The organism is Bacteroides sp. D2 (genome assembly GCF_025147085.1).
Classification (GTDB): Bacteria; Bacteroidota; Bacteroidia; order Bacteroidales; family Bacteroidaceae; genus Bacteroides.
Genome location: NZ_CP102261.1, coordinates 4,676,450 through 4,702,746, shown reverse-complemented (window position 1 = coordinate 4,702,746; position 26,297 = coordinate 4,676,450). Strand labels below are relative to the sequence as shown.

At 40.5% G+C, this 26,297-nt stretch carries 28 protein-coding genes and 1 pseudogene; 7 read left to right on the top strand and 22 right to left on the bottom strand.

Going from position 1 to position 26,297, the window contains the following annotated elements:
- Positions 1-247 precede the first annotated feature (247 nt).
- From NQ505_RS17210 to NQ505_RS17195, 4 genes and pseudogenes are all read right to left on the bottom strand, one after another.
- Positions 248-2,101, bottom strand: a complete 1,854-nt coding sequence (locus NQ505_RS17210; protein WP_008999478.1) for a UvrD-helicase domain-containing protein — start codon at positions 2,099-2,101, stop codon at positions 248-250.
- Between the two features lies 1 nt (position 2,102).
- The gene (locus NQ505_RS17205; RefSeq protein WP_232293013.1) at positions 2,103-2,453 is read right to left on the bottom strand and encodes a hypothetical protein; all 351 of its coding nucleotides are present in this window, start codon (positions 2,451-2,453) and stop codon (positions 2,103-2,105) included.
- Between the two features lie 77 nt (positions 2,454-2,530).
- The gene (locus NQ505_RS17200; RefSeq protein WP_232293012.1) at positions 2,531-4,300 is read right to left on the bottom strand and encodes an ATP-dependent endonuclease; all 1,770 of its coding nucleotides are present in this window, start codon (positions 4,298-4,300) and stop codon (positions 2,531-2,533) included.
- Positions 4,301-4,914: 614 nt separating this feature from the next.
- Positions 4,915-5,088: pseudogene (locus NQ505_RS17195) on the bottom strand (tyrosine-type recombinase/integrase); the annotation flags it as partial.
- A gap of 267 nt (positions 5,089-5,355) precedes the next feature.
- On the opposite strand from NQ505_RS17195, the gene NQ505_RS17190 reads away from it, so the two are divergent.
- Positions 5,356-6,585 (top strand): site-specific integrase, encoded by a 1,230-nt coding sequence (locus tag NQ505_RS17190; RefSeq protein ID WP_008999477.1) that lies wholly within the window; start codon positions 5,356-5,358, stop codon positions 6,583-6,585.
- Positions 6,586-6,606: 21 nt separating this feature from the next.
- Positions 6,607-7,794, top strand: a complete 1,188-nt coding sequence (locus tag NQ505_RS17185; RefSeq protein ID WP_008999476.1) for a site-specific integrase — start codon at positions 6,607-6,609, stop codon at positions 7,792-7,794.
- Positions 7,795-7,871: 77 nt separating this feature from the next.
- On the opposite strand, the gene NQ505_RS17180 is transcribed toward NQ505_RS17185, so the two are convergent.
- The gene (locus NQ505_RS17180; protein ID WP_008999475.1) at positions 7,872-8,168 is read right to left on the bottom strand and encodes a helix-turn-helix domain-containing protein; all 297 of its coding nucleotides are present in this window, start codon (positions 8,166-8,168) and stop codon (positions 7,872-7,874) included.
- A gap of 2 nt (positions 8,169-8,170) precedes the next feature.
- The gene (locus tag NQ505_RS17175; RefSeq protein ID WP_008999474.1) at positions 8,171-8,449 is read right to left on the bottom strand and encodes a helix-turn-helix domain-containing protein; all 279 of its coding nucleotides are present in this window, start codon (positions 8,447-8,449) and stop codon (positions 8,171-8,173) included.
- Between the two features lie 488 nt (positions 8,450-8,937).
- Between NQ505_RS17175 and NQ505_RS17170 the strand changes: the two genes are divergently transcribed.
- The 5 genes from NQ505_RS17170 to NQ505_RS17150 all read left to right on the top strand — a co-directional run bounded on the left by NQ505_RS17170 (position 8,938) and on the right by NQ505_RS17150 (position 12,039).
- Complete coding sequence (locus NQ505_RS17170; protein WP_008999473.1) at positions 8,938-9,177, top strand: hypothetical protein; 240 nt, start codon at positions 8,938-8,940, stop codon at positions 9,175-9,177.
- A gap of 225 nt (positions 9,178-9,402) precedes the next feature.
- Positions 9,403-9,630, top strand: a complete 228-nt coding sequence (locus NQ505_RS17165) for a DUF3873 family protein (RefSeq protein WP_008999471.1) — start codon at positions 9,403-9,405, stop codon at positions 9,628-9,630.
- A gap of 11 nt (positions 9,631-9,641) precedes the next feature.
- Positions 9,642-11,579 carry a ParB/RepB/Spo0J family partition protein gene (locus NQ505_RS17160; RefSeq protein ID WP_008999470.1) on the top strand — a complete coding sequence of 646 codons (1,938 nt, stop codon included), beginning with the start codon at positions 9,642-9,644 and terminating at the stop codon, positions 11,577-11,579.
- A gap of 53 nt (positions 11,580-11,632) precedes the next feature.
- On the top strand, positions 11,633-11,815 hold the full coding sequence (locus NQ505_RS17155; RefSeq protein ID WP_008999469.1) for a hypothetical protein: 183 nt from the start codon (positions 11,633-11,635) through the stop codon (positions 11,813-11,815).
- On the top strand, positions 11,812-12,039 hold the full coding sequence (locus tag NQ505_RS17150; protein ID WP_008999468.1) for a hypothetical protein: 228 nt from the start codon (positions 11,812-11,814) through the stop codon (positions 12,037-12,039). The genes NQ505_RS17155 and NQ505_RS17150 overlap by 4 nt, the downstream gene beginning before the upstream one ends.
- 184 nt (positions 12,040-12,223) lie before the next feature.
- Here NQ505_RS17150 and NQ505_RS17145 read toward each other — a convergent pair whose 3' ends face one another.
- The 16 genes from NQ505_RS17145 to NQ505_RS17070 form a co-directional block, all read right to left on the bottom strand.
- Positions 12,224-13,780 (bottom strand): hypothetical protein, encoded by a 1,557-nt coding sequence (locus tag NQ505_RS17145; RefSeq protein WP_259825627.1) that lies wholly within the window; start codon positions 13,778-13,780, stop codon positions 12,224-12,226.
- Positions 13,764-15,242 (bottom strand): PIN-like domain-containing protein, encoded by a 1,479-nt coding sequence (locus NQ505_RS17140; RefSeq protein WP_008999467.1) that lies wholly within the window; start codon positions 15,240-15,242, stop codon positions 13,764-13,766. Before NQ505_RS17140 ends, NQ505_RS17145 begins: the two co-directional genes overlap by 17 nt.
- 61 nt (positions 15,243-15,303) lie before the next feature.
- The gene (locus tag NQ505_RS17135; protein WP_008999466.1) at positions 15,304-15,768 is read right to left on the bottom strand and encodes a GNAT family N-acetyltransferase; all 465 of its coding nucleotides are present in this window, start codon (positions 15,766-15,768) and stop codon (positions 15,304-15,306) included.
- A gap of 4 nt (positions 15,769-15,772) precedes the next feature.
- A complete protein-coding gene (locus NQ505_RS17130) occupies positions 15,773-16,225 on the bottom strand; it encodes a PH domain-containing protein (protein ID WP_008999465.1) in 453 nt (150 codons plus the stop codon).
- Positions 16,226-16,291: 66 nt separating this feature from the next.
- On the bottom strand, positions 16,292-16,885 hold the full coding sequence (locus NQ505_RS17125; RefSeq protein WP_032853633.1) for a M23 family metallopeptidase: 594 nt from the start codon (positions 16,883-16,885) through the stop codon (positions 16,292-16,294).
- A gap of 166 nt (positions 16,886-17,051) precedes the next feature.
- The gene (locus tag NQ505_RS17120; RefSeq protein ID WP_410492474.1) at positions 17,052-17,507 is read right to left on the bottom strand and encodes a DUF3872 domain-containing protein; all 456 of its coding nucleotides are present in this window, start codon (positions 17,505-17,507) and stop codon (positions 17,052-17,054) included.
- Positions 17,508-17,518: 11 nt separating this feature from the next.
- Positions 17,519-18,103 carry a conjugal transfer protein TraO gene (locus NQ505_RS17115; protein ID WP_008999461.1) on the bottom strand — a complete coding sequence of 195 codons (585 nt, stop codon included), beginning with the start codon at positions 18,101-18,103 and terminating at the stop codon, positions 17,519-17,521.
- Between the two features lie 2 nt (positions 18,104-18,105).
- A complete protein-coding gene (traN, locus tag NQ505_RS17110) occupies positions 18,106-19,068 on the bottom strand; it encodes a conjugative transposon protein TraN (protein WP_008999460.1) in 963 nt (320 codons plus the stop codon).
- A 46-nt stretch (positions 19,069-19,114) separates the two neighbouring features.
- Positions 19,115-20,491, bottom strand: coding sequence for a conjugative transposon protein TraM (traM, locus tag NQ505_RS17105; protein WP_008999459.1), 1,377 nt, complete (start codon positions 20,489-20,491; stop codon positions 19,115-19,117).
- Between the two features lie 40 nt (positions 20,492-20,531).
- Positions 20,532-20,756 (bottom strand): TraL conjugative transposon family protein, encoded by a 225-nt coding sequence (locus NQ505_RS17100; protein ID WP_008999458.1) that lies wholly within the window; start codon positions 20,754-20,756, stop codon positions 20,532-20,534.
- Between the two features lie 7 nt (positions 20,757-20,763).
- Positions 20,764-21,387 carry a conjugative transposon protein TraK gene (gene traK, locus NQ505_RS17095; protein WP_008999457.1) on the bottom strand — a complete coding sequence of 208 codons (624 nt, stop codon included), beginning with the start codon at positions 21,385-21,387 and terminating at the stop codon, positions 20,764-20,766.
- Positions 21,388-21,428: 41 nt separating this feature from the next.
- Complete coding sequence (traJ, locus tag NQ505_RS17090; protein ID WP_008999456.1) at positions 21,429-22,430, bottom strand: conjugative transposon protein TraJ; 1,002 nt, start codon at positions 22,428-22,430, stop codon at positions 21,429-21,431.
- 3 nt (positions 22,431-22,433) lie between these two features.
- Entirely contained in the window at positions 22,434-23,054 is a 621-nt protein-coding gene (locus tag NQ505_RS17085; RefSeq protein ID WP_008999455.1) for a DUF4141 domain-containing protein, read from the bottom strand.
- A 53-nt stretch (positions 23,055-23,107) separates the two neighbouring features.
- Positions 23,108-23,422 (bottom strand): DUF3876 domain-containing protein, encoded by a 315-nt coding sequence (locus NQ505_RS17080; protein WP_008999454.1) that lies wholly within the window; start codon positions 23,420-23,422, stop codon positions 23,108-23,110.
- A gap of 11 nt (positions 23,423-23,433) precedes the next feature.
- Positions 23,434-25,932 (bottom strand): TraG family conjugative transposon ATPase, encoded by a 2,499-nt coding sequence (locus tag NQ505_RS17075; protein WP_008999453.1) that lies wholly within the window; start codon positions 25,930-25,932, stop codon positions 23,434-23,436.
- A complete protein-coding gene (locus tag NQ505_RS17070; RefSeq protein ID WP_008999452.1) occupies positions 25,925-26,260 on the bottom strand; it encodes a DUF4133 domain-containing protein in 336 nt (111 codons plus the stop codon). The genes NQ505_RS17075 and NQ505_RS17070 overlap by 8 nt, the downstream gene beginning before the upstream one ends.
- Positions 26,261-26,297: the final 37 nt, after the last annotated feature.

Genomic DNA, 26,297 nt, shown 5'->3' with positions numbered 1-26,297 from the left:
TGTTCAATATCATCGCTTTGCTTAAATGCTTGTTGTTCTAGCAACACAAAATTAATCATTTTTCCTCAATCTGCAAACTTATAAGGTTCTTTTTGTTTTTTATATATTGAGACAGAAAAACACTGCATATCAACCCTTAAGACTACTTCCCACAAAATATACCATAAAAATTAGCATATATATTAATAAGGTTCAAGCAAATCCATCGATAAAACACCCCACATAGCCATATACAATAATTAACAAATTAATTTATTATTATAATCTCGTCATCAATGAACCATTTATTTACAAGTACCGTCTCTTTAGCTGTTTCAGGGGCATTTGTATACATAACTATAGCTAAGGAATTACGAGCCCTAGTACATGTCACATAAAATAGTCTAGTAGTTCGCTCCATGCTTGTTTCCTTACCTGTTTCCTTATTTTTAATATCACCATCTGACAATGGTTTTACTCCCAACAATTTATCATAGCTAAAAAGAAATCCTCTTGATTCATTATCATCAATAACAACAAGTACACGTTCGAATTCTAGTCCTTTCACACCTTGATGTGTATCAAACATTGTACGACGATTTACATAATCATCAAAACGTTTTATTTGGTTAACAGGTAAATCCATCACTTTGATCCAAGAACAAACTATATCCATATCCTCTTTATCATCTTCTGTAAGATCATTTAATACCATTTTTGAAGCTCTTTTTAGTATTTCTGGAACTACAAAAATATGTGTTGTACAGACATATGTGATAAGTTCCCTGATTGTAACCACATTAAAATCCATATTTGCAAGAATATCTATTACCTTTTTGCACTTATCTAATATTTGAAATGCTTTATTTTGAGGTAATTCCCTCAGCAAAGGAGAATGTAATTTCAGTAAGTTTAGAGCAGATAAATTATCATTCTTCAGCACATTCTCAACAAGCGGAAATATAAGCTTTGTGAATATATCCATATCACTAACCAATCCTTGCAACAGGGTCTGCTTATATTTATCTACTTCATGCATCACATCAAAAAACTCTGCGAAACCCAATCTTCGTGCAGCCATCATATGTTCCAATATCAGTACCTTTACATTTGTTGCATCTCTATTCCACATCTGATCTCCAGTAATATCAGCCATCATTTGAATCACTTTTGATTCTAACTCAATTTTGTTCAAATCATCCTTATTCTTGATTAAAAATAACCGAACAGTACCTTCCGGTGCATTATCACGAGGGCTTTGTTTTGCATACACATCTATTTGACAACCTATCTTATTTGCTAATTCAACAATGCGTTTCGCACATCTATAGTTCATCTCTTTAATAGGTTTTTCCCATTCTTGGGGAATAATCTCTACAATTCGCTCCTCGCCATCTGTATAAATTCGTTGTTTTTGATCCCCAAATAGTCCAAGTGTAAAATTATCATCAACATTTCTTTCAATTTCAAAAAAGGCAGCTATCAATTCTTTTTTTGTGTCTTGACTCTCATCAATCATAAAAAATGGATATTGTTGCGCTATAATTTTTTGGAGAAGCTCGTTATCTACTATCATTTTAGCACCTATTTTTATAACATCCGCATGACTTAAAGCATTGTGTTCATAATTATTACCATTTGGATTATATATAAATCTATTAATATCAGATGCTTTTATTATCTTTTCATTTATGGCAACCAGTTTTTCCAAATTATTATTGTAATTTTTTCCAGATTTACTCTTGGATTTCTCCAATTTCAATTCTATTTCAGCTTTCTCGACTTCTTTAAATGCAATATAATACTTCTTTATATCAGTTTGATAATGCTTTATAACTTCCCATACAAAACTATGAATAGTCGAGACATGAAACAGTGGACTATAATCAAGACGGTTGAGAATTTCATCAGTAGCAGCATTTGTATAGGTTATTACTGCTATATGACGTCCTTCAAGGTTTAGTTGCTTCTCCCATTTGTCCTTGATCTTATTTAACAATCTAACCAATGAATGAGTTTTACCTGACCCCGCACCAGCAAAAAGAAAAAAACTCTTACGTGAATTTGGAGAAATACAAGCCTCAAGAGTTAAATCTACCTTTTCATCTATATTATGTCCCATATTATTTATGATTAAATTCAAAATATGATTTTAGCCATTCCAACCCCTCTCTAATATAGGCAGGAGTCTGTAATGCCTCAAATTGTTCCGCATACAACAATGTGTTTGCAAATTCAGCTTTTACATTGGAAGAAGATTCTAACTTATCAAAGATCTTCATATGGAATGTTTTCAGGTCCTTTATACTATGCAAATAATTATAAAAAGTAGTAACCGTACCAAGTTTTTTCAACTTCTCATCTCCACGAAACAAATCAAGATTAGTGAAAATTAACGAGTCTTCAAAAGTATATGGATATATCGTTTCTTTCTCTTTAATCCACACAACATCAACCCCAGTCTGATAGACCACATGTACATTATCCTTTATTTTATCTGTCTCTGGTAATTCTAATAAATCATCTATTTCATTCTTTCCAATCCAATGTTTTATAGTATCGTTATTGGTCGTTTGACTTTGCCTTCTTTGGGGAAGGCTAGATTTTTTTTCTTCTTACCATCTTCTTCCACTTCTTGCTGAGCATCAATATCAGTTACTATTACTGTCAAAATATTGAGCTTTTTTAAAAGGCTGCTAAATCTATGTGCATGGCTTCCGTTTATTTCCATAACAGAAATATAATAATTATCCATACCTTCCCTCTTAATAAAATGAGGCATAAGAATTCTTTCTGCTGCCCCCTCAACGAGTATTGCTGCATCAGCAAAGAAAATGTCACAATGCGTAAGTTTGATATATCTAGTTACAAATTTTTTTGTATCGTTTTCATTTTCTCCAAATGTTCGGGACATATTAACGACTTTAGAAACCGGTATACCAATGATTTCGTCTAAAACACGTCTGAAATAACGCAAACAGTTCATGTCTACTTCGTTTACTATATGATTAGAATGCGTACTCACAATTAATTGAGTAGTAAGATTGGGATTTTCTTTCAATGCATTATTTTCAGCAGCATTAGTCAGTGCCTCTAATGCTTTTCGTATAAAAACTTGTTGTGCTTGAGCGTGAAGATGTGCCTCTGGTTCTTCGATAAAAACAAGGTGTATAGGTTCTATTGATTTTTTCACATCTTCTTCATTTTTGCTATTTCTCGTCCATTGTTCCCGAAATTGGATAAGTTTTAGATATATAGAAATGAGATTTCTCAATCCCAATCCATTATACTTCTCAGGAAGTGATAATTCTGGTTTACCTTGTATAGAGAATTGTACTGACGAATCATGAGAAATAGAATCAACAATATTAACATTACTCCTAATACTAATAGAAGGATTTTGGAATCCTGGATAATTTATATTGGATAGTTCACCTATTGGCATAGAAAAACTTTTCTGTAACTTCAAATCATAAGAGGTATTGGCCCTAGATAATTCTTCCATTAATTTCAAATCTCCCGTCTCTATAATAGTCTCATCAGTATAGTTTTGACGGTAGTATGCCTGTAATTGTTTTGAAAGTGTATCTATATCACTTTCATTTTTCCCCATAGGATCGGAGAATTCACGAAATGCCTCTATACTATCAATACGAATTAAGTCCACTAACGGATTTTCTTCGAGAGAATCATCAGGGGTAACTTGTACCTCAGACTCCAATTCGTGATTTATCTTTTCTGAATCAAGCACATAATATTTGATATTGAAATAAGCTAATAAATTATGATTATGATTTAAAAAATCCCACATATTTTGAGGATAAAGTTTCAAATTTCTTGTCTCTTTATATTCAGGAGAAGCCTGTAAATTACGTACTTTCATAACCTCTTTTTTGTAATCCGCATAAAGAGACTTAATATCTTTTGGTTCAAAACGCAAACGTACTCCTACTGAATCTTTCTTCCATGTAAGTGAAGGTATTATTTTATATACTTGGTAAGCTTCAGATTCGCTTACATCTATCCAAATATCAAGTGACGGAACAATATCATCCCATTGATTGGGGGTCAGTAACAAGGGATCTACTTCATCAAATACAAGCCATTTATCTGCAAGTTCGTTTATCTTTATCCAATTAGTTAAAGTAAACTCTCTAGTTGTAAATCTATCTTTTCCTTTTAAAAACCATATAATAGCACTCATAGCAGATGTTTTCCCACTATTATTAGCTCCTACAAAGATTGTTTGATTCTCATCGAAATCAATACGACAATTTCTCAATTTTCTGAAATTTCGTATATGTACATGATTGATACGCATTTTATTATGTATATTGTTAATATTAAGTACAATATTACAAATAATATTTGAAAAAATCGACTTTCAATTTTAAAAGATCAAACTTCTTATAATATCAATTAGAAAAATAATGCATGAATTTATGAAACTGGATTTATGAGTACTTTTCACTAATTAATTCCATATTTTCCACAACACTACAAATATTCTACTCTATAAATACATAATCAGGAATAAATCTAACAAAGTACATCGACACAATTATTACACATAAAAAACAAGAATCCCAAACTCATCCTTAATCAATTCTGAGGGTAAAGTAGAAACATGGAACGTTTAATTAGATAATTTAACAATATCAGTTCTAAGTACAATCCCAAAACTAATGAAAAATATACTATTTATACCAATGTCATATCCTTTGAAAGAATAAAATAGAAGAAATAGTTGCTTTTAATTGCATATATTTCATTGTTATTATTCCTTTCTCAATTTTACTTTTCATCTATGTTCTTTCAATTCATACCTAATAAAATAGCTCGGACAATTCCGAGCTATTACTATTTACTAATTGAAGTCAGTTTATATATAAAATATCAAAACTGCAATCTTACTCTGGCAATATATATAATTACCTATTGCAAAACGGAATTTAATTTATTTACGTCTTCTTCTATTTTACGATTAGATACCTTAGCATACGCTTGAGTTATTTTAATATCAGAATGTCCAAGCATTTTCGATAAGGTCTCAATAGGTAATCCATTATCCAGACAAATAGTAGTTGAAAAAGTATGCCTTGCTGTGTGTATAAAAATCAGTAAATTATACTAACGCAGATTGAAGCAGTTCGGCAGGTAACATATTTGAGATGAACAGGTTTGCATTATTCTAAGGCTATTTGAAATGTTTATCCCGAAGCAGATTTGCGCTACATTTCAGTTACCAAATCGTTAGCCTGTCTGTTTCCAAGAGAAAACAGGTAATCAGATTTATTCTTTTGCGCTGATATGCTGCATTTTACATGATTAAGAGCGCTTATAAAGCGGGTAACTTTACCCACAAAATATAAGCGTATGGAAAATGAAAAATTCAAGGTATTACTCTACCTGAAAAAGAGTGTTCTTGACAAGTCAAGAAAGACCCCGATTATGGGAAGAATAACTGTCGGCGATACCGTCGCGCAGTTCAGTAGTAAACTCTCCTGTACCCTCTCGCTTTGGAATCCGCGAGCCAGCCGTTTGAACGGGAAAAGTCAGGAAGCAGTCGAAACCAACGGAAAGATTGATAAGCTGTTGCTTAGTATCAACGAGGCTTACAATATGCTAACCGAACGAAATGTACCGTTCGATGCCACAGATGTAAAGAACCTGTTTCAAGGTGGTATAGCTACACAAATGACGCTGTTCCGGCTCTTCGACCGCCATATTGAAGAGGTAAGGGCACGTGTCGGAATAGATGTTTCCCACCGTACAATCCCCAATTACCTCTACACCCGGAGAAGATTAGGCGAGTTTGTCAGCAAAAACTACAACGTCAAAGACCTTGCATTCAGTCAGCTGAATGAACAGTTTATCCGGGAATTTCAAGATTATCTCATTCTTGAAAGAAATTTAGGTGTAGAAACCGTGCGCCACTATTTGGCAATATTGAAGAAAATCTGCCGGATTGCCTTTAAAGAGGGGCATTCCGACAGGCATTACTTTGTAAACTATCCTTTGCTAAAGCAAAAAGTTAATCCACCACGCACCCTAAGCCGTGAAGAATTTGAGAAGATACGAGATTTACAGTTTGAAGAACACCGCTGGTCGCATATTACCACCCGTGATATGTTCCTTTTTGCGTGCTATACCGGGACTGCCTACGTCGATGTAATATTTATAACCAACGACAACCTGTCTAAAGACGATGCGGGCGATTTATGGCTCAAATATCAACGCGGTAAGAACGGCAAGTTGTGCCGGGTGAAGCTGCTTCCCGAAGCCATCGAGCTAATCGAAAAGTATAAGAATCCATCAAGAGAAACCCTATTCCCTAAAATGGAATATAACGCTCTGAAATGGAATCTCCAAAGCATACGCCAGCTAATTGGAATGACAGGGCCGCTGACCTATCATATGGGGCGGCACTCGTTTTCCAGCCTGATTACGCTTGAAGGCGGAGTTCCCATAGAAACCGTATCAAAAATGCTCGGTCATAGCGATATAAAGACCACTCAAATTTATGCCCGTGTTACCCCGAAAAAACTCTTTGAGGATATGGACAAATACATCGAGGCAACCAAAGATTTAAAATTAGTTCTATAATAATCAATAAACATTACAATTATGCGATCTACATTTAAAACATTATTCTACATAAACCGGGGTAAAGTAAAAAAAGACGGTACAACCGCCATATTTTGCCGCATTACTGTTGATGGCGAACAAACCGTAATCACAACAGGTATTTTCTGTAACCCCAAAGATTGGAAAAGTAAAAAGGGAGAAGTCAAAGACGAAAAGGTAAACGGCCAGCTAAAATCATTTCGTCAGCGTATTGAACAGACCTACGAGAACACGCTAAAAAAATATGGTGTTGTCAGTGTGGACTTACTCAAAAATGCGATTCTCGAAATACATACTATCCCCACTATGTTATTATTGGCTGGCGAGGCAGAACGTGAACGGCTAAGGGTACGTTCATTGGAAATAAACTCTACTTCTACCTACCGCCAGTCTAAGATTTCTCAAAATAACTTACGGGAATATCTTCTTACCTTGAAAATGAAAGATATTGCCTTTACTGATATTACCGAAGAGTTCGGCGAAGGTTATAAGCTCTTTTTAAAAGCCAAAGAATATAAGTCGGGGCATATCAACCATTGTTTTACATGGCTGAACCGATTGATTTACATTGCCGTTGATCAAGAGATTCTCCGATTTAATCCGATTGCAGATGTGAAATATGAAAAGAAAGAACCGCCCAAATTACAGCACATAAGCAGGAATGAATTGAAGCTGATTATGGAAAAACCGATGCCTAATACGTTTCAGGAGTTGATTCGCAGAGCCTTTATCTTTTCTGCGTTTACGGCACTTGCTTATGTCGATTTGAAAGGACTGTACCCCCGCCATATCGGACGAACGGCAGAAGGAAAACCCTTTATCAGAATCCATCGGAAAAAGACACAGGTTGAAGCCTACGTCCCTTTACATCCGGTTGCCGAACAAATCCTGTCGCTCTACAATACGGAAGACGATACGAAGCCTGTATTCCCATTGCCTAACCGCGACCAGATATGGTATTGCATTACTGAAATCGGTTTTCTTGCCGGTGTCAAGGGTAATATGAGCTATCATCAAAGCCGCCACACATTCGGAACGCTCTTACTTTCAGAGGGTATTCCCATAGAAAGTATCAGCAAAATGATGGGACATACCAATATTTCGACAACACAGGTCTATGCGAAAGTAACAGATATGAAAATATCCGAAGATATGGATAAGCTGATTGAACGGCGAAAAGCAATGTAGCAAACTTACTTAAAAGGGCTACCGGAAATTACTCTGGTAGCCCTTTTGAATTAAATCCGGCATTTTCTGTGGGGTTATTATTCCCATGCCTCGCGATAGTTCTGTTCCAACAATTTTTGAATATCCGATTCCCGGTATAAGGTTTTGCCACCCAACTGAAGGTAAGGGATTTTGCCTTTGGTTCTGTATTCCTGTAATGCCCTCCGGCTGATTTTCAACCTTTCCGATACCTGTGCAACGGTCAAAAAACGTTCTCCGTTCAAAGACGGCTCATACCCTGTCATTACAGTTTCGATTCTGTCCAACAATCTATCGAGCGAACAGAATAAAGATTTTATCCGCTCATTATCTTTAGTTACAAGTTCTGTACTCATAATTACTCCGATTTCAGATTGTTGATAAACCTCTCCACATCTTCGGGCTTATAGTACATCTTTCGATTAAACTTCGTATAAGCCAGCTTCCTTTTATCTCGCAGATACTGCAATGTATTGGGATTGACATTCAGAATAAGACATACATCCTGATTATCCAGCCAACCGTCAAGCTCTTTGCTTTTATTCCGGTCAACCAGTTTTTCGGCTTTCCGAACAAACGATTCAAAACGCTCCAACATAACCTCAAAAGTGCGGGCTTCTATATTTATTATCTCCATAGTAATTTACCTTTTTCGTTTATACTATGATTACGGGAAAACAAAGGTAAGTCATTAAAATACACCATATATCAATCCCTTTCGGGCTGGTAGCTTTCGTCTGCACTTGTCTATACCTAAAGTGCAAACTGATTCCGGCGGCGGTCAAAATAAGCCGCTTTTTGTACTCCCTGTTCAGACTATCCGGGAGTAAAAGGGAATTTTTTCTACTGCCCGTATCTTATAATTTCTTCCTCTTTTAGCGGGAATGCCAATTACGCCGATGAAGTGTTCGATTTCATGCGCGAAAGTATTTCCGTGTTCTTCACGCCGAGGCAAGTTCGAGCCGCAAGCGGTTTCATGAAAAATCTTCCAACATCCATGCTGGACGTAGCGTATTTTATCCTGAAAAACTGGCATCGGCTAAACACTACCTTTCTCTGCCCCTGAAACTCGATCACTCATAACCGGCTCCGATACGGCATAGCGTTAAAAAAAAAGTCAGAATTATGATACGAACAGCAGAAAAAAACAGGAAACAACGATTCTCAAACCTTCCAATCAGCATAGGTTCGATTTTGAAAATAGCTTTTGTGGTTGCGGGTTTTGCCCTTTGGGGTTGGTCGTTCGTGGCGGTTGTCGCAGGGATTTATTTAGCGTGGGCAATCATTAAAGGCGTTTTGTCCTGCCTTATTTCTCTTGCCGTTATCGTTGGCTTTATTCTCCTTTTGATAGTATTAATTTTCTAAAACATAAAAACATGAAACCAAAGTATTTCAATTCGTTAGGCTCGTTAAACGAGTATGCAAACAGCTATCCGAACAATAGTTTTTCATTCGAGCATAACCCCCGAAAATGCGGATGCGACAGCGTTAGATGCAGTTTCGATGTAACCGACAAAGAAGATAACGACATTTTGGAAATCCTTGTTATTTGCCCCATTTGCGCCAATAACCCTAAAAATCGACAATAATATGACACCGCCTAAAATGAACCTGCACGGAGTATCAATATGCCCCGCAGGAGAGGAAAATTACGAACAGTACAAAGATTTTCGCGGGAAGTGGCTTTTCCAATACGATTATCGGGATACAGACGGCGAACTTTTTAGCGTAGTGATGCCGACCCTTACCGAGTGCCGAATGAGGCTGGATAAGTGGTTATCCGAAAAAATCAATAAACAAAATCAAGAATCATTTTAATAATTACAATCATGACAGCAATTAAGAACAACGGCACAGCCGTAGCAGTAGCAGAGAAAGCAAACGAAGTAGTAACCGCAGTAGTGGTAAGAACCCTCGAAAACGGCGTAAAGAAAGCCGTAAACATTCCGTCCGACTTGATAGAGCCGAGCAACTACAACGCCCGAAAGACGTTCGATGCCGATGCGCTCAAAGAGTTGGCGCAAAGCATCTCCGTTCACGGACTGATACAGCCCATTACGTTACGGCGTAAAGGCGAGAAAGGCGAACATTACGAAATCATTTGCGGGGAACGCCGTTTCCGTGCCTGCCGTATGCTGAAACTTGCCGAAATTCCCGCTATTGTGCGGGAGGCAACCGATGAACAGGCGTATGACCTTTCAATCTCCGAGAACCTGCAAAGGGAAGATGTGCCACCAATGGAGGCGGCAAAGGCTTACAAACGCCTTATAGATACAAAACGGTACGATGTGGCAAGCCTTGCCCTGCAATTCGGCAAGAGCGAAAAGCACGTTTACCAAACGCTGAAACTTTGCGAACTCATTAAAGGCATTGCCAACCTCGTAAAAGCGGGTAAGCTAACCGCATCGGCGGGGATAGTGATAAGCAAGTACGATAAGAAAATACAGGCTGAAATACTGAAAGACCGCTTAGGCGAGGACGGACAGGGCGAATGGTGCAGTATCTCCGCAGGAGTTTTGGACGGCAAAATACAATCCTGCTATACAAACCACCTCGAAAACTACCTTTTCGACAAGACCCCATGTTTGAAATGTCCGCACAACTCTACAAACTTCGACCTATTCGCCACAGGGAGCGGGTGCGGAAGATGTGCGGATAAAAAGTGCCTCGATGCCAAAAATACGGCTTACCTCGTAGAACAGGCGCAAGCCGTAGCCCTTGCCGACCCGAAACTTGTTTTTATCGGGGAACAGTACGGATATGAAAACGAGGCGACCCAAAAGGTACGCAAAGGCGGGTACGAATTTAAGAACGTACACACCTACAATCTAAGCCGATACCCGACCGCTCCGAGCGTTCCGCAGTCTGCCGATTTCGCCAAACCCGAAGATTTTGCCAAAGCGCAGGATAAATACGGCAAGGAACAGGAACGATACAGCAAGCAAACCGCCCACCTTGACGAACTGAAAGAACAGGGCAAAATCCGTGTGTACGCTGAAATCGGCGACAAGGGTGTAAAACTCCATTACAAAGAGGTAGCGAGCAAAGACACTAAGAGCAACGAGCAGTTAATAGCTGACCTTACCGCCAAGAAGAAACGTAACACCGAATTACAGGCGGAGAAAACCGCCGAGGGAGTAAAGGAACTTTTGCGCACCGATGAACTACCGGAGTCGGCATTTACCGCAGACGAGGAAACCGCTATGTACTTTTTCATGTTGTCGAAATTGCGCCGTAGCCATTACAAAGCCGTAGGATTGAAAGAAAATGACTATTACGGATTGACGGAAGAGAAAAAGCTACAAATCGCCTCTACCCTTACCGAAGAACAAAAGACCGTGATACGGCGCGACTACCTGTATAGCCACCTAACCGACAGGACGGCAACCGTTGCCGACACGAAAGGCGGGTTATTGTTGGCATTTGCCAAACAGCACCTACCCAAGAAAACGGCAGAAATCGAGGCGACCCATGCCGAGGACTACGGCAAGAAAAACGCCCGATTGGACGAACGTATTGCAGGGCTGAAAAAAGCAGAAAAACAGATGAAAGCGGATGCCAAAGCAAAAAAGACAGAGCAACCCGCCAAAGCTGAAAATACGGCTAAAACGGTCGGAAAAACGGCAGACAAGGCAAAGAAAGCCACCGCTCTGACCGCCAAAGTAGCGGAACAGCCTAAAGTAATACCAACCCCGACAGCGGGAACGGTACACCTTGTAACCGTACCCCCGAAAGGCAAAAAGGCAGAGGTAGCCACAGCAGTATAAACAGAATGACTAACAGGGGCGGGAGAAATCCCGCTCCATAATTTTACCCGATTATGACAACAGTATTTGTATTATTTCAGACGGACGTACACCGTACAAGGGCAAGCCGTGTATTTTTCGGCATATTCAGCACCGAAGTAAAAGCAATCGACCACGCCAAAGAAAACGGCTTGTACCGCCATGATGCGGAGGTCGTAATAATAGAGTGTGAAATAGATAAATTTAGCGAGGTATGAGAATAGACGCATATATCGGCAATCCGATAATTGCCACGCAGGAACAGTATTACCAGCTGGAGGAACTTTTACACGAAATAGACCCCGATTGCCGTAGCGTACAACTCCGCACCGAACGGCTCATTATTGAGAATATAAGCCGTAGGACGTTCCACTATCCGCACAATCCTTCTATCGAGTGGGTGGCGGGGCGGTTGCAATATATGGTCGAAAATGGGTTATAAATGCCCTTGAAAACGATTTTAAGAACTCATATCCGGGCAGGGAAACTTTGCCCGGACTTCTTTTTCCATGAGCGAACAGAAAGACTTTATGCGGGAGAAAAAGAAGCAAAAAGCCGTGTCCGATGTTTCTGCCTTTGCATTGAAACGAAACATTCTCATTTTTGATGCTAAGCAAAATAGGGGACTAAATTAAATTCTTGTCAATCAGCCAATTTTCAAGTCGATTGAAATTGATAATTTTTTCATTTCTTGTTATTACTGGGTATCTTGAAATTACGAAATGATAAATCTGCTGTATGCCCAGTTTATCCTTTATTAAATTCTCCCGATTGATTTCCTTTGTCAGTGCTTTTTCATAATAATTGCAAAGCCTATTATTTAGTTTAGCTATTTTGTTGTAATCCAAATCTACTGTTGAAATATCATAATAGTTGTTTTTGCATTGAAAATTATATATCTCCCCATTCTTAATTGTTACTAAATCAAATTCTTTTCTATTAATTCTCTTTATATCAGTCAATTCAAAATTAAACTTCTTTAATATGCTTGCTACTTTATCTTCAAAAACAAATCCTGAATGTATTTGAAAAGTTCTGTTTTTTAAAAGAGATGTTGATAGAGTGTTTGTCACAAATCGAGTAAGTAAAACCACAGTAGAGAAATAATAATTGCCAACTTTTTGAAAAGGTGCTTTGCTGTTAAGTGCAACAAAATAATCCGTGGTTTGAATGGATAACTTCAATGATTTATATTTTTGAGAAATTTTCTCAAAGTCAGTTTCTTCTATTACAATATTAAAATCATCTTCTATGTATATAGCTATGTCATATAAAAACAAACTTAGCTCTTTAAAAATAGAGCTTTTATCAAGTTTGTATTTATGAAATGCACCTTCATACAATGACATTGCATTAGCTGTCTCACTAAAAGAAAATATCTTATTATCGCTCTTAGGAAGCATTGTTTTTTGAATAACAATATCTGGTCTTAGTTCTAACTGATCAAGGAGGGATAACCTTTCGGGTTCTAAGAAAAAACTCTCCAAATGTGAAAAATCGAAATTGCCTTTTGCTATAGTTCCATCAGAAGTTATTTCATAATCAGAAATACACTTGTTTATCAATAGTTTAAAATACGCAGATGTTATTCCAACCAAACAACTGTCAATACAATACTGGAAAAAATTTAGTAAGTCAATATACTTTATTTTTTTTGAACCTTTTGCCATTTGAGGAATTAAAGGCAACACAGAGACATAATATAACCTTCTTGATTGGAAAAAATCTATTGCATTTTCTATATTGTCTAAATTAAGACTATTTCCTTGAAGATTATAAACTCCACATTTAATATATGATGCATTAATCGCAGAACTCATCATGGCTATCTGCATGAATCTTTGACTGATCTTCTTATTGAATTTGTTTTCTAACAGATCAAGTATATATTTAAAATTAGGAAGATTATTTTCCTCCATTAGATTTAAACCTAATGATAAATATTTTTTTTTATCGTCTATGTCAATCTCAAAAGGTATATTGATAAATTCATCAAGATTTCTTACGAATGTTTTCCAGTTACTATATAAATCAAATGGCTCATATTCAGAAAGCGTATTTTCAAAGACTTCTTTATGATAAGCAATACTCTTATTGAAGAAATCATCTATATCTTGCCCATGCAGAGTGCCTATTGGCATCTCTGGTTTTTCTATGCTCCTTATTTTATCTTTCTGTGCCATATTCCTCATTACATTTTTTACACACTCCTGTATTTCCACCATCGTCAATGTATTCTTCTCCACAAGCGGAACATTCTTCAGCTCTATGGTCTATAATTTTTATTTCATAATTATCCATATTGTGATGACTTGGATCAGACTCTATAAAGAAAAAGATTCCACACCCACCTTCACATTCTACTTTTTCATCATATTGATGGATATTAATAGCTGTTACAGAATGACAACAAGGACATTCAATATGTAAAGTATTACACCATTCACAAGCTCCCGTATAGGCAGAATCGAACTTGGAATTACGATGCGAGGATGGATACTCATTGATTATAGATGTTTCTGTCCAATAATCAACATAATTGCCAAAGCCATCATTATTTCCATCACACTCATTGCATTCATAAAACTCTTCGTGTATTACACGGCTTCTGCTTTTGGGTTTCTTGGAAAACTTATTCTCTTGTATCAGGCGCGAAAATCGTAATATTTTATCACTGTCTATGACTTCTTCGTCAGAACTAAAAAGATGTTTATTGGATTTATATAGAAATTGAGATAAATTATACATCCAAAAATCCACATTTGCTTCATCAAATATTTCTTTTATCAATTCCTCCCTCGGACTTTTAATCCTTTTTTCAGTTACATCATCTTCTAAATAGCACCAATCCTCTTTTAGGTCATTACATATAAATAAAATAGGTTTCTGTGTTTCTGACGCATATTCAATTATTTGTTTCCAAATTATTAAGTCCCCGAAAATTTGGAATCCTTTTTTGTCTTTTTTGTCTTGATAGCCCGGAGGTATTGAGTGTTCATACCTGTGTTTACCCTCTTTTGTTATTTCTACTATTTCATTAAAATTATATTCGCGACCTATTTGGAAATATTCTTCGACTGCTTTTAATACGTCATCATTATTGGGAAGATCTTCTATTTCCTTCTCTATTTCCAAAATTTGATTCACTATGCTTTTTTCAAAAGAATCAGTATCATTCTTTAATGATTCAAGTACCGTTAAATATTTATCAATATCTTCTTGCTTTAAGTAAGGATGTCTATCATCGTTTTTTGTTCTATTTTTAAAATCATTCGTTTTTTTTATTATAGCTGAAATAGATTTTTTAATTGCTCCAAGAACCTCATCTTTCAGTGGTTGATAATTTTCGGTTATTGGTTTCTTGATAATTTGTTCTCTATTCTTATAATACTCAAAATTAACGTGTGAGGGTATCCATAAACGCCCTTCTAACTTTTTCTTAAAATGATTTTCAAAAACTTTCTCTCTTGTAGCTTTAGGGAGAAAATAAATATCCAAAAGAGCAGAGGAATCAAATACAATTATGGATTCTTTCCATAACTTACGTTCTCTACTATCAGACATTTTGTATATATCAAAACTTCTTTTCATTTGCATCTCTTTTCTCACATACTCATCTTGAGTATAGGTTGCAAAAATACCCATAAAAAAACATCTGACGAAATTATTTGTCAGATGTTTTTCAATAAGTTATCCTGAATCGTCTTTATTCGTTCGTATATAATCTCATTGTAGAATATTCAACTTCCTTAAAGCCGAGTTTTTCATATAACCCTTTCCCGGCTTTAGTTGAATAAAGGTCGAGAACCGAAACAAAGATATTATCGGCATCGACAATCAAGGAACTCATTACAGAAGTTGCGTAACCTTTGCCCCGATGTTCGGGATAGGTAAATACATTCATTATCGTTCCATACCTGCCGTTTAGGTTATTCAGTCCCGGAGGTTTTTCATCAATGATTAGAAATGCTGCCGAAACAATTTCTCCGTCAATCTCCATAGCGTAAGCAGTAAACTTTTCTTCCGATACATATTCCTTGAAATACTCCCGCAGTTTAGGTTCAAGTTTCGCCTTATCAGTTGTACTCAAATCAATTTCTGTCGAGATATAATCGAAACGGAGCTTAACGAGTGTGTCTATATCTGTTATGAATTTAATCCTATCATCCATCCTATTATCCTATTTGTGTATTTATCTCCCGCCGGAAAGCAAGCGGATCGGCAATAAACGGATAAGAACTTGTAACGCCTCCGGTAGTAACCGTAATCGCTCCGAAGTTAAATATTCTGCCTAAAACACTTTGTTTGACGTGCAGACCCTCGCATTTTGCCAGTACTAAATCTACCACTCTGCGGCTGATTACACCCGTTTTAAGTATCACCCGCTTGTTAGTTACGGCATAAGCCGAACCTATTTTAACAAGCAACCTTTGCATAAGCGACACAATACCGAAAAATAAAATCAGTAGCCCCGCATAGTGGGTCATAGCTGATATTTCTTTGGGACTTGATGCCAGTAAAGCACCGATAAGTAGTAATACTATCGGTTGTACGAACAGGAAGAAATGTAACTTTGCAACATATTTTATTTCTTCTCCGGGTTGTAGGTTTGTTTCGATATAGTTCATAATGACCTGATTATTATTTTAGAACGTCCGTAAATATACATATTTTCAAAACAGTACAAAGTATAATTATTTGTTTTTCCATATTTCAAACAACAGGTAACACCATCCGGTCGGATTCAAGTAGTATTTACCCTTCCTAATTTCATAATGCAAGTGGCTACCTGTTGCTATTCCGGTACTACCCACATAAGCAATTTGTTGGGCTATTCCTACCGAATCTCTTACATTTACCATTGTCCTGCTTAAATGTGCATAGAATGAATGGAAACCGCCTGCGTGTTTGATTTCAATATAATTTCCATATCCCGAACAATACCCCTTGCGAACTATTATTCCGTTACCTGTGGCATATACAGGAGTGCCTTTTACGCCTGAAATATCAATCCCTGTATGGAACTTCCGCACCCTGTAAACAGGATGAACCCGCATTCCAAAACCCGATGAAATACGTTGCGCTTTCTTAATCGGGAAAATAACAGGATAATTGCATAGTTCGCCAAAAGATAGTTGCAACGAATCCGCTATCCACTGAAATTCATTTGCAGAATAAACCTGTTCCATGCACCTTTCTATCTCCGGTTTTTTGTTTAGAGAATCATCTGGCTGCCCCCATAAAGGTAGATGCAGCAAGGTGATAAAGAAGATTAGTATATATTTCATAGTCAATGATGGATGCAGTAAACGCCCGGATTCGGGCGTTTACTTGATTATATTATCTACTCAATTTCTTCACCCCATAACTCCACATCGGTAGGAGCCGTGATTAAAGCATACATGATATTAAGCCATGTAGCTATATATGAGATAAACATCATCGTCATCATGGCTATTCCGTTCCTGTTTGTAAATCCTCTTCCTCTCCCTTGTCATTCTGAAACGAGAAAGTCTTTTGTACCACCTGCCCGTGATTATCTTCGATATACACGTCAATTACCTGCTGGTCGGTACAATGCGAAGTGTAATACATCCTGAACGTTTCTTTTTCCAATAGGTAAAGGTCGTTAGGCAACAATACCCGCCCATCGTCCAACCACAGTTCCCCAACGCCATCAGGCTGGAACATCCGAATAAAAAACTTCGTTTCCTGATAATCCCCTTCCTTTACGATCTGGCAACGGATTTCCGCCACCTCTCCCTGAACGATTTTTTTCTGAACTGGCATACAAACCAAATCAAATGCGTAAACCTTATTAATATCCATATCGTCAGAACAGGCTAAGGCCAGTAGCATTATCGCCACCAGCCACGCTGTTATCCCGAAAAAACTCTTTATTCTTTTCATCATATTAATTATTAATTGATTATAAATTTCAGTCCTAATCCGAATTGTGTATGAAAATGTCCGGTAGAATTGCCCCAAAGGATGCGTTCGCGCCCTGTCAGGAGCAGCACAATACGATCGGTCAGATAGGTTTCCAGTTTCAGCGTGATAGCCCCGCCATAGATAAATGCGTCTTTGTGCCGGAGCGTAGAACCATCATACAAAGTCTTTTCGCCCCAATTCGATGTTTCATAGCCTGCGAGGGCAGAACCTCCCAACGACAGCAAAAAAGTCTTTGACGGATCAGACAGGATTTTCAGATAATATCCGCCTTCAGCGGTAAACTGCGAAACCGGAATACGGATCGTCCGGTACGGGTAGTAGCGTTCCATAAACTCCGCACCGAACACCCACTTGTTGCCGTTCTTTGCGTAGGTAGCCATTGCCGCACCAAAATAATATCCGGCTTCGTTATCCAATGCGGACGAGTATATACCGTCCACCATTCCTGCTGTTACCTGTATGCCCCGCATACCCGGTAATTGACGTTGGGCGTGTGCCTGGTCTGTAAAGAGCAGGCACAACGCAAACGCCATGATAAAAGATAACCGCTTCATGGCTATTTCACTTTCAGTTCGTTAATAACCTTTGCGCGTACCAAATCGGCATTATCGACTGTGAACCGCTGGTGGCGACCGCCCTCCTGCTCGTTCAGTTCGATAACAAGCATTTTATCATCGGGTATCGTAAATTTCGGTAGTGTGAAAACCATTCGCTCTGTGCGCTTACCACCTATTACCATCAAATTGTTATAGGCGCGAAGCGGCCAGATCACCTGTTCCTGAATGGCGGTACGCTTGGCTACTTTCTTATCTACAATTTTGAATGTGATAAAATCTATATTGAACGGCACGTTGGACGAGTTTTTCAGTTGCAGGTGGAAGTACAACAGTCCGTTATGGGTATAAACTCCTTTTAGCGTATGCTGTATGCCGAAACGTTTACTGCCTAAATGCTTTATTTCCCTGTCATTGTTTTTATAGATAGACTGCATAATCAGCTTGACAAGCAGAGGCGATTCCTGCCCTAACTCCTGCATATAGACGGCAAGGGCATTATTCGGTCGGTTAACAGCTTCCCCATCGTGCAGGAAGTCGGTCATTTCAACGGACAGCTTTACCGGTTCGTCCGCATATTTTACGTTGAACGTGTAGTAATTTCCATCTTCGGTAATGACGGACAGATTACTCTCCCGGCTAAAATCCCGTAAAGCGGCTTTCACTCTCAACACGTTTTCCGTTCCGTCCGCTTTTGCCGCGAGAAGATCTGCCGACCCTAAATCGACATAGCGAATCGGTGCTGGGAAAATAACGTGAACGGTTTTATTAAACGTTACCTCAAGTGCATACGGTGGTATCATCCGGTCGAACGTCAGCGGGCGGGTAAAGCCCTGATAGTAGTCGCCCGTTGTGGGCTTGGTCTGTATTACGGTAGCCGTTTCTTCGGTTACTGTCTGTACTTCCTGCGCATTGGCTGCAAATACGCTCACAATTAAGGCGAGCATCAAAAAGATTCGTTTCATACTTTTAATTCTTAATTTGTTAAACATTGATTTTTTAGTGGTCTTATTAATTCTCTTTTGGTAGGAGCAATAAGCGGTGGTTGGCTTTCAGCGTAACCTTAACCACGCTCATTTTCTTGCTCACATACTGCGATGCCCCCTGAATAAGCCCTTTTCCCATATCGGCGGCAAGCTGGCTGCCCGCATCATCCGAAATCATAATGCTTGTCCCGGCTGACGATGCCAATGTAGAGGCAACTTCTTTCACCGCTTTTACTTCGTCCGAATTGGGAATAAAGATGCCTCGTTGCCCGTCCGTATCGTACACCGATATTTCAACCGGAATAATGTTTCCGGCATACTGTATGGAGTTAATCGCTATATCGAGCCGTTCACCTGCAATTTTGCATGAGCCTGTGATAATGTTGTTTGCAGGAATAAGGATACTCCCTGCCTGCATTGGTTCTAACAACCGGATTTGCACCTCCCGTCCGCTTGTCAGCGTTACGGTTTGGTTCACACAGGCGCGGATACTGTTCTTATCTTTCACCTCATCGTTTCCGGCGGCTGTGAAAAATCCCATATTGCGGGGCTGACTGAACGATTCGATAAACTCATCGTCCGACATCGGTGCAGAGAGCAGTGATACTACGTTGTGTCGCACCTGCTTTACGGGTTGAACGTTTACCTTGTCTTTTGTAGAGGGAACCGCATTACTACTTTCGGCTTGTCCTGCCTGTGGTGGCATATACCTTGCCGCCATCGCATAGGCTTTTTCGAGTAGTGCCGTCTGTTCGTCCTCTGTGGCTTTTTGCGCTTCGGCTTCTTCCAGTTTGCGTTCGAGTTCACTCATGCGCTCTTCGACAGCGAGTTCCTGTGCGCTCTGCCCAGCAGGTTCTTCGTACCACGACCCCAACTGCTTATTAATATCCTGATAGGCATTTGCGGAGGCTTGCAGGTTATTTGCCGGTACTGTTTGCCGTGCAGACGGACTTTCGTAATATTCCGGCTCATTGGATTCTTCCGGTTTTTGTTCTTCGTTTTGGTCGAACATGGTTGAAAAATCCTGCAAAGAGCGCATCCGTTCCTGTTCCTTCTGTTGCATGGCTTCCCGCTCATAGGCATCGCGTTTATCCCCGACAATACCCTCGTCTTTGGGTACGGGTAATTCGGCGTTCAAGCCTGACAAGCCTTCGACCTTCGTATCGTCTTTTTCCCCCGGAGCGAAGATCAGCCACATAGCACCGCCGAAAATCAGGAAGAAAAGCGGCATGATGAGCATTTTCTTACGCTTTTGCCTCTCCGCCATCGTCACTTCCTTTTTGGGTGGCGACTTCGGAGGTTCTTTTCCCGCTCCCGACTTACTGTCCGGTGCGGATGGTTGTACTTCGGGAATAGCTTCCGTTTCCGGCGGCGTTCCTTTATTCAAATTCTCCTGTTCCATTATAAAAATTGTTTTGATGGTTAATACTGTCCCTTTGCTGCTATTCCAGTTTCAGGGTTTCTATCTGTTCTATCTGCAATTCCTTTCCCTTATCTTTACCGAGATTGTAAATCGAAGAAACGGTCATGTAGATAGACAAGCTGCTAAATACAATAAGCATGGTAACGATTACGATTACCCGTGCGTCAGGGCTTAACGGCCTGACAAGGCTTCGCAAGCGGTCTTCCAGCCATTCGTTTACACGCCCGATGATTTTCTGTAACATAACCCACCTACCTTTCCGTTACCCGGATGTCCCGGTTTTCCACGATCTCGAATTTCTCCATAGTGAAACCGTGAGGGTTATTATCACTTCTGACCGAGTTAATCAGGTTACAGCGGGTGATAAGGCTTCGTTCGGTCATGTTCGACTGCCGGAGAATCATCTGCCGGGCGTATGTTACCGCCGTATAGGGGTACACATCGAAATTGCAGGCGATACTGTCCACCTGTACAATCTGGTTGATATTACCCGAAACGATACGGTTGTAGTACCCTTTTTCAGCCATATCCTGATAGTATTTGAAAGCACTTTTATCTACAAGGAACAACGCCCTGTTTACATTACTTTCGATGGCTTTTTTGTCGGGTGAGAGCGTGAAGAACAATTCATGAAACCGCTTAACGTGTTCCCGTGCCTCGACAGGTCGGTTCTGCGAAAGGTCTTGCGAGAGGGCAAGCATTAAAGACTTGCCCCCGTCCAATACATAGATACGCTGGCGTTGCGCTTCGGCGAAGCTGTACGACGACCATACGGAATAACCCGTAACTGCGGCGCACAACACCAGAAACACAATCCCGAAAAGGCGTATCTGTTTGAATGATGTTTCTATATTTTTTAAACTTTTGAACTCCATTTTATTTGTTCGTTTTTGAATTAATAAAAGACACTGTGTGTCTATTTTTTACCGAGTAATCTTCCGGCTACGTTGCCCGCAGCGGCTCCGGCTACACCTCCGGCAAGGGCAGCCCCTTTACTTGCAGCCGAGTTTACCCCGCGTGTAGCGTTACCGCCTCCGGCTTGAATCACCCATCCCGCAACGGTCGGTATCGAGAAGTACCCGATTATGCCGATGATAAGGAAGATGATGTAAACCCCGTTACTGCCATCCGGCACGTAGGACGGGTCTTTCAACAGTCCTATATCCATTTGCAGCATGAGTGCCTGTATTTTGGAAAGCACCGCCGAAAACAGGTCGGCAACAGGCAGCCATAAATACACGCTGATATAGCGGGAAAGCCAGTTGGTGAGTGTAGATTGGAAACCATCGTAAACAGAGAGGGCAAATGCCAGCGGCCCTAAGATTGACAGCACCACTAAGAAAAAGGTGCGTAAAGTGTCAATCGTAAGGGCAGCGGCATTGAACAGCAGTTCGAAGAAATCCCGGACTAACTGTCGGAACCACATTTTCATATCATACCATTTGCGTTCACCCCACATACTGATAATCTCGCCCATTTCCCATATTCCCAACTCTTCCATTTTCCGGTCGTACACCTCGTCATCGACAAGCCATGCTTTGCCTTCACGTACCCTCGCATCATATTCCAGCCCGTCTTTCTCCGCCTGTAATGCCGTTACATCCTCTATCTGCGATTCCAGTATGGTATGTGTTCCTTTTACCACAGGCGACATAACGGCATTGATCGTACCCAGTACGATTGTGGGAAAAAACATAATGCACAAGCCAATCACAAAAGGACGAAGCAGCGGATATACATCTATCGGTTCTGCCCGTGAAAGGGCTTGCCATACGCGGGAAGCCACATAGAACAACGCTCCTAAGCCGGCTATCCCTTTGGCAACGCCGATCATATCACCGCACAGGGGCATCATTTCCTGATACAGATTCCGTAAAATCTGGTGCAGGTTCTCAAAATCTATTGCTAACAACATCATGGCTTACCAGTATCTTTCGGATGGATCACCATACAGGGCGCGTACATGCTCCATATCACCCTTCTCCTGACTGCGGATAAAAGACACGGAGATACTTTTCTTGGAAAAGTACCGCGTCAGGTTGCGATGCTCAATCATTTGCGAATGTATCTCGTCTATAATAGCCATACGCTCGGCATCGGTCATGGAAAGACCGTTGGAAGTCGAAACGATATTCTTTATATCCGACAATAGGTTCCCGCTTTCTTTCAATAGCTTGGAATAGCCGTTGGATATGGCTTCCAGCTCTTTATGAGTGAAATTTTTATCCGTCAGCATCTTATTGAAGTTGGTCGAATATATCTGCGATATTTCACTGACCAACTCTACCGTTTCCTTTACTTTCCGGGCATCTTTGATAAGGTTATGCACCGATTGTAATTTGTCGTAATACTCCTTACCCTGATTGTAAATCTTCTGCATTTCCTTGAATGAGTTGATTACATTGGTTGCCGTGTTCGCTGTTTTGGAAACCGTCAGTATATTTTGAGCAAGGTTCGAGGGGTCGATAACCGCCCACTGTGCTTTTGCCTCAAAGCCGAAGAAACTAACGGCTAATACAAGGCTTAAAAGAATCTTTTTCATTGCTATAATTTTTTAATTGTTATTTACTTGGGTTTAAGGAGTAGCCCGAAAGGCTAATCCTCTACCCGGACATATTCACCGAAAGCGGAAAGCAAGAGTACCTCCCGCTCCCGGTCATAGGCAAGCCCGATACGCCCGTACAGGTCTATGTAATACAGACCGAACACACAGTACACCGTGCAATCACAGACTACCTGCGGGTTGTTGTAAGTAAGACAGAGGCGGATGCCTCCCCGCTTGCGGGAAGTGTTGCGGTAAATAGTTACCGCAGGCGCACCGTCCGGGCTTACCCAACGTCCCGTAATCTCCCACAGGTTAAAATCCTGATGTACGGCGCAAGGGTCAGTTGGATTACATTTGCTGAACATGGCTTTTCATTTTAATTGCGTTTACTTTCTGCAATCTGCTTAATCGCCAGTTCATAGTCCCCGCCGAGTTCGTCCGTCTTTTTGAACACTTCCATTTTCTCGGTTTCCTCCGTTGTGTACGTCAGATACTCTTCGCCGCTAACCTCTGTCGCATAGACCGACGACTGAACGCCACCCAGCCCGAACCAGACTTCCTTATACATCCGGTTCGGATGATTTGCCATATTGATAGACAGGATTTGCCCTTTCTCTTTGTCGGTCAGACCGAGAAGCGATTGGATCACATCAAAGCGGTTCATGAATTTTCGCTGGTCTAAAAGGATTTTGCAGTCGGAGTTATTGATGATCGCCTCTTTCACAATGGGCGAAGCGATAATATCGTCCACCTCCTGCGTTACGACAATGGCTTCCCCAAAATATTTTCTGACAGTTTTGTACATATATTTTAGATATTCAGCCATGTTTGCCGAAGAAAGAGCCTTCCATGCTTCCTCAACAATAAGTTGTTTTCTCACACCCTTTAACCGCCTCATTTTCTGAATAAATGCGTCCATTATGATGATTGTTACCACAGGAAAAAGTTCCTTATTTTCCTTAATCGAATCAATTTCAAAGACGATAAAGCTCTTATTCAAAAGGTCGATATTCTGTTCGGAGTTGAGCAGGAAGTCAAAACGTCCGCCCCGGTAATACTGGCGAAGGGTGGTAAGCATATTGTCGAGGTTAAAATCCTCTTTGCTGACCTTGATTTCCCTTTCTTCCAGTTCCCGGCGGTAGTCGCCCAGCATATATTCGTAGAATGTATTGAATGAGGGTACGATACTCCGGTCAGAGCGGATGCGCTCGATATACGCCGATACCGCGCTGCCGAGTTCCCCGCTTTCGGTCTTTGTTACCTTATCATCTTCGGATTTCCACAGGGTCAAAAGCAAGGTTTTGATGCTGTCCTTTTTCTCTACATCAAACTTGTAATCGTCTGTGTAAAATGGATTAAAAGAGATAGGGTTTTCTTCGGTGTAGGTAAAATAGATGCCGTCCTCACCTTTGGTTTTCCGGCGTACCATTTCACAAAGACCCTGATAGGAGTTACCCGTATCGACCAACACAACATGAGTACCTTGTTCCCAATATTGGCGCACCATATGGTTCATAAAAAAGGATTTACCGCTACCGGATGGCCCCAACACGAATTTATTCCGGTTGGTGGTTATCCCTTGTTTCATTGGTAAATCCGATATATCCACATGGAGGGGTTTACCGCTTACCCGGTCGCACATCTTGATGCCGAAAGGAGAAAGCGAACTTTTGTAGTTGGTTTCCCCGGTGAAGAAACACAAGGCGGGTTCGATGAATGTATAGAAACTTTCCTCCGAAGGAAAATCCCCCGCATTGCCGGGCATCGCTGCCCAATAGAGTGTTGCCGCATCCGTTGTATTATGGCGCGGCTTGCACTCCATAAGGGCAAGCTGGCTACCGACATCGTTTCGGATATGTTTCAACTCCTCCGCATCTTCACTCCACGCCATCACATTGAAATGCGCCCGGACAGAAGTAAGCCCGAAACTGTGCGCTTCGTTCAAATACTTGTCGATCCATTCTTTATTGATTTGGTTTCCACGACTGTACCTTGAAAGCGACTGCATATTTCTTGCACTCTTTTCAAATTTCCGCAGGTTCTCTGCCGAATCGTCCAGAAAAATGTACTGGTTATATACATGGTCGCACGAGAGCAGCAACCCTACCGGTGCTGCAAACGACAACCGACAGTCGCTCCGGTCGGTGGATAGCTTTTCATACCGCATATCCGTCCCGACCGTTCCGGGTAAGTCCTCCACATCGGAAATCGTATGCAGGCATACTTTCTTTGCTCCGATGCGAAGCCCGTCCGCTCCGAGTTCCATATCCTCCAGACAGGTTGTATCGTCCAGCGAGAGGGCAAAGTATTTTTCTACCAGTCCGGGTTCGTTTTCCGTTCCCGTAATCTCATCCGAAGATAGGCGGGTAAGACTTACAAATCCCGAATCGTTTACAATACGCTCGAACTGTCCGACCGCCTCCAAAAACCGTGTGGCTGTGTCCTTGTTTACCTCTTTGGGGATAATGTTCCCACGACAAAGCGATGAGAAATTCGACTGCATACGCATTCTGTCCTTTGTCGTCTTTGTCAGGTACAGGAAACAGCTATGGTTCAGGTAGGGTCGTTCGTTGAAATGGCGTTCAAATGAGCGGGACAGGAAGCTCATATCTTCCTTATCTGTTTCGGGTTTATACGTTTCTTTTACGAACCAGTCTTGTTTATGGATAACCGAATAATCGGGCAAAACCTTAATGGCTTTCGCCCAAGCCGAGTGTATGGCTTCATACTCCGTACTGGTAACGGTGAACAGTTCCGGCAGATCGACACGGAAGGCTAACGTTATATCCGCGTCTTTACTGATGATACAATCGTGTTCCACTGCCAAGAGTGGGAACTTGCTCTCAATAGTAGCCGCTTTCATTATATTACGCATCGCGCACCTCCTTCTTTTTAGGTCGGCTGAACAAGCGGCGGGAATTTTTGCGGTTTATCAGGTAGCGGGGATGCTGGCGTTTTGCCAGCATCTTCATAAGCCCGTGTTCCCCGTATTTAGCATTCAGGTTGAAAGTCAGCCACACCAACACAGAGGCGGCGATAACGCCGAAGCCGATGCAGACCCACTGATCGACACCTGCCATATACATAATCACAAAAACCACGAATACAGCCAGCAGACCGCCCGCAAAGATGAATAGATACTGACTTTTCAAGCCCTTAAATTCCACGCTCTTGCCTATGCCTTTATTAATATTATGCTCCATTTCTTTATTCTTATTTGTTGAATAATAAAGGGTCTGC

What these genes read in the sequence shown, in the direction of transcription:
- NQ505_RS17210 (WP_008999478.1), bottom strand. Translation starts at nt 2,101, where the DNA reads ATGGGACATAATATAGATGAAAAGGTAGATTTAACTCTTGAGGCTTGT.
- NQ505_RS17200 (WP_232293012.1), bottom strand. Translation starts at nt 4,300, where the DNA reads ATGCGTATCAATCATGTACATATACGAAATTTCAGAAAATTGAGAAAT.
- NQ505_RS17190 (WP_008999477.1), top strand. Translation starts at nt 5,356, where the DNA reads ATGGAAAATGAAAAATTCAAGGTATTACTCTACCTGAAAAAGAGTGTT.
- NQ505_RS17185 (WP_008999476.1), top strand. Translation starts at nt 6,607, where the DNA reads ATGCGATCTACATTTAAAACATTATTCTACATAAACCGGGGTAAAGTA.
- NQ505_RS17180 (WP_008999475.1), bottom strand. Translation starts at nt 8,168, where the DNA reads ATGAGTACAGAACTTGTAACTAAAGATAATGAGCGGATAAAATCTTTA.
- NQ505_RS17175 (WP_008999474.1), bottom strand. Translation starts at nt 8,449, where the DNA reads ATGGAGATAATAAATATAGAAGCCCGCACTTTTGAGGTTATGTTGGAG.
- NQ505_RS17170 (WP_008999473.1), top strand. Translation starts at nt 8,938, where the DNA reads ATGATACGAACAGCAGAAAAAAACAGGAAACAACGATTCTCAAACCTT.
- NQ505_RS17165 (WP_008999471.1), top strand. Translation starts at nt 9,403, where the DNA reads ATGACACCGCCTAAAATGAACCTGCACGGAGTATCAATATGCCCCGCA.
- NQ505_RS17160 (WP_008999470.1), top strand. Translation starts at nt 9,642, where the DNA reads ATGACAGCAATTAAGAACAACGGCACAGCCGTAGCAGTAGCAGAGAAA.
- NQ505_RS17155 (WP_008999469.1), top strand. Translation starts at nt 11,633, where the DNA reads ATGACAACAGTATTTGTATTATTTCAGACGGACGTACACCGTACAAGG.
- NQ505_RS17150 (WP_008999468.1), top strand. Translation starts at nt 11,812, where the DNA reads ATGAGAATAGACGCATATATCGGCAATCCGATAATTGCCACGCAGGAA.
- NQ505_RS17145 (WP_259825627.1), bottom strand. Translation starts at nt 13,780, where the DNA reads ATGGCACAGAAAGATAAAATAAGGAGCATAGAAAAACCAGAGATGCCA.
- NQ505_RS17140 (WP_008999467.1), bottom strand. Translation starts at nt 15,242, where the DNA reads ATGGGTATTTTTGCAACCTATACTCAAGATGAGTATGTGAGAAAAGAG.
- NQ505_RS17135 (WP_008999466.1), bottom strand. Translation starts at nt 15,768, where the DNA reads ATGGATGATAGGATTAAATTCATAACAGATATAGACACACTCGTTAAG.
- NQ505_RS17130 (WP_008999465.1), bottom strand. Translation starts at nt 16,225, where the DNA reads ATGAACTATATCGAAACAAACCTACAACCCGGAGAAGAAATAAAATAT.
- NQ505_RS17125 (WP_032853633.1), bottom strand. Translation starts at nt 16,885, where the DNA reads ATGAAATATATACTAATCTTCTTTATCACCTTGCTGCATCTACCTTTA.
- NQ505_RS17120 (WP_410492474.1), bottom strand. Translation starts at nt 17,507, where the DNA reads ATGAAAAGAATAAAGAGTTTTTTCGGGATAACAGCGTGGCTGGTGGCG.
- NQ505_RS17115 (WP_008999461.1), bottom strand. Translation starts at nt 18,103, where the DNA reads ATGAAGCGGTTATCTTTTATCATGGCGTTTGCGTTGTGCCTGCTCTTT.
- traN (WP_008999460.1), bottom strand. Translation starts at nt 19,068, where the DNA reads ATGAAACGAATCTTTTTGATGCTCGCCTTAATTGTGAGCGTATTTGCA.
- traM (WP_008999459.1), bottom strand. Translation starts at nt 20,491, where the DNA reads ATGGAACAGGAGAATTTGAATAAAGGAACGCCGCCGGAAACGGAAGCT.
- NQ505_RS17100 (WP_008999458.1), bottom strand. Translation starts at nt 20,756, where the DNA reads ATGTTACAGAAAATCATCGGGCGTGTAAACGAATGGCTGGAAGACCGC.
- traK (WP_008999457.1), bottom strand. Translation starts at nt 21,387, where the DNA reads ATGGAGTTCAAAAGTTTAAAAAATATAGAAACATCATTCAAACAGATA.
- traJ (WP_008999456.1), bottom strand. Translation starts at nt 22,430, where the DNA reads ATGATGTTGTTAGCAATAGATTTTGAGAACCTGCACCAGATTTTACGG.
- NQ505_RS17085 (WP_008999455.1), bottom strand. Translation starts at nt 23,054, where the DNA reads ATGAAAAAGATTCTTTTAAGCCTTGTATTAGCCGTTAGTTTCTTCGGC.
- NQ505_RS17080 (WP_008999454.1), bottom strand. Translation starts at nt 23,422, where the DNA reads ATGTTCAGCAAATGTAATCCAACTGACCCTTGCGCCGTACATCAGGAT.
- NQ505_RS17075 (WP_008999453.1), bottom strand. Translation starts at nt 25,932, where the DNA reads ATGCGTAATATAATGAAAGCGGCTACTATTGAGAGCAAGTTCCCACTC.
- NQ505_RS17070 (WP_008999452.1), bottom strand. Translation starts at nt 26,260, where the DNA reads ATGGAGCATAATATTAATAAAGGCATAGGCAAGAGCGTGGAATTTAAG.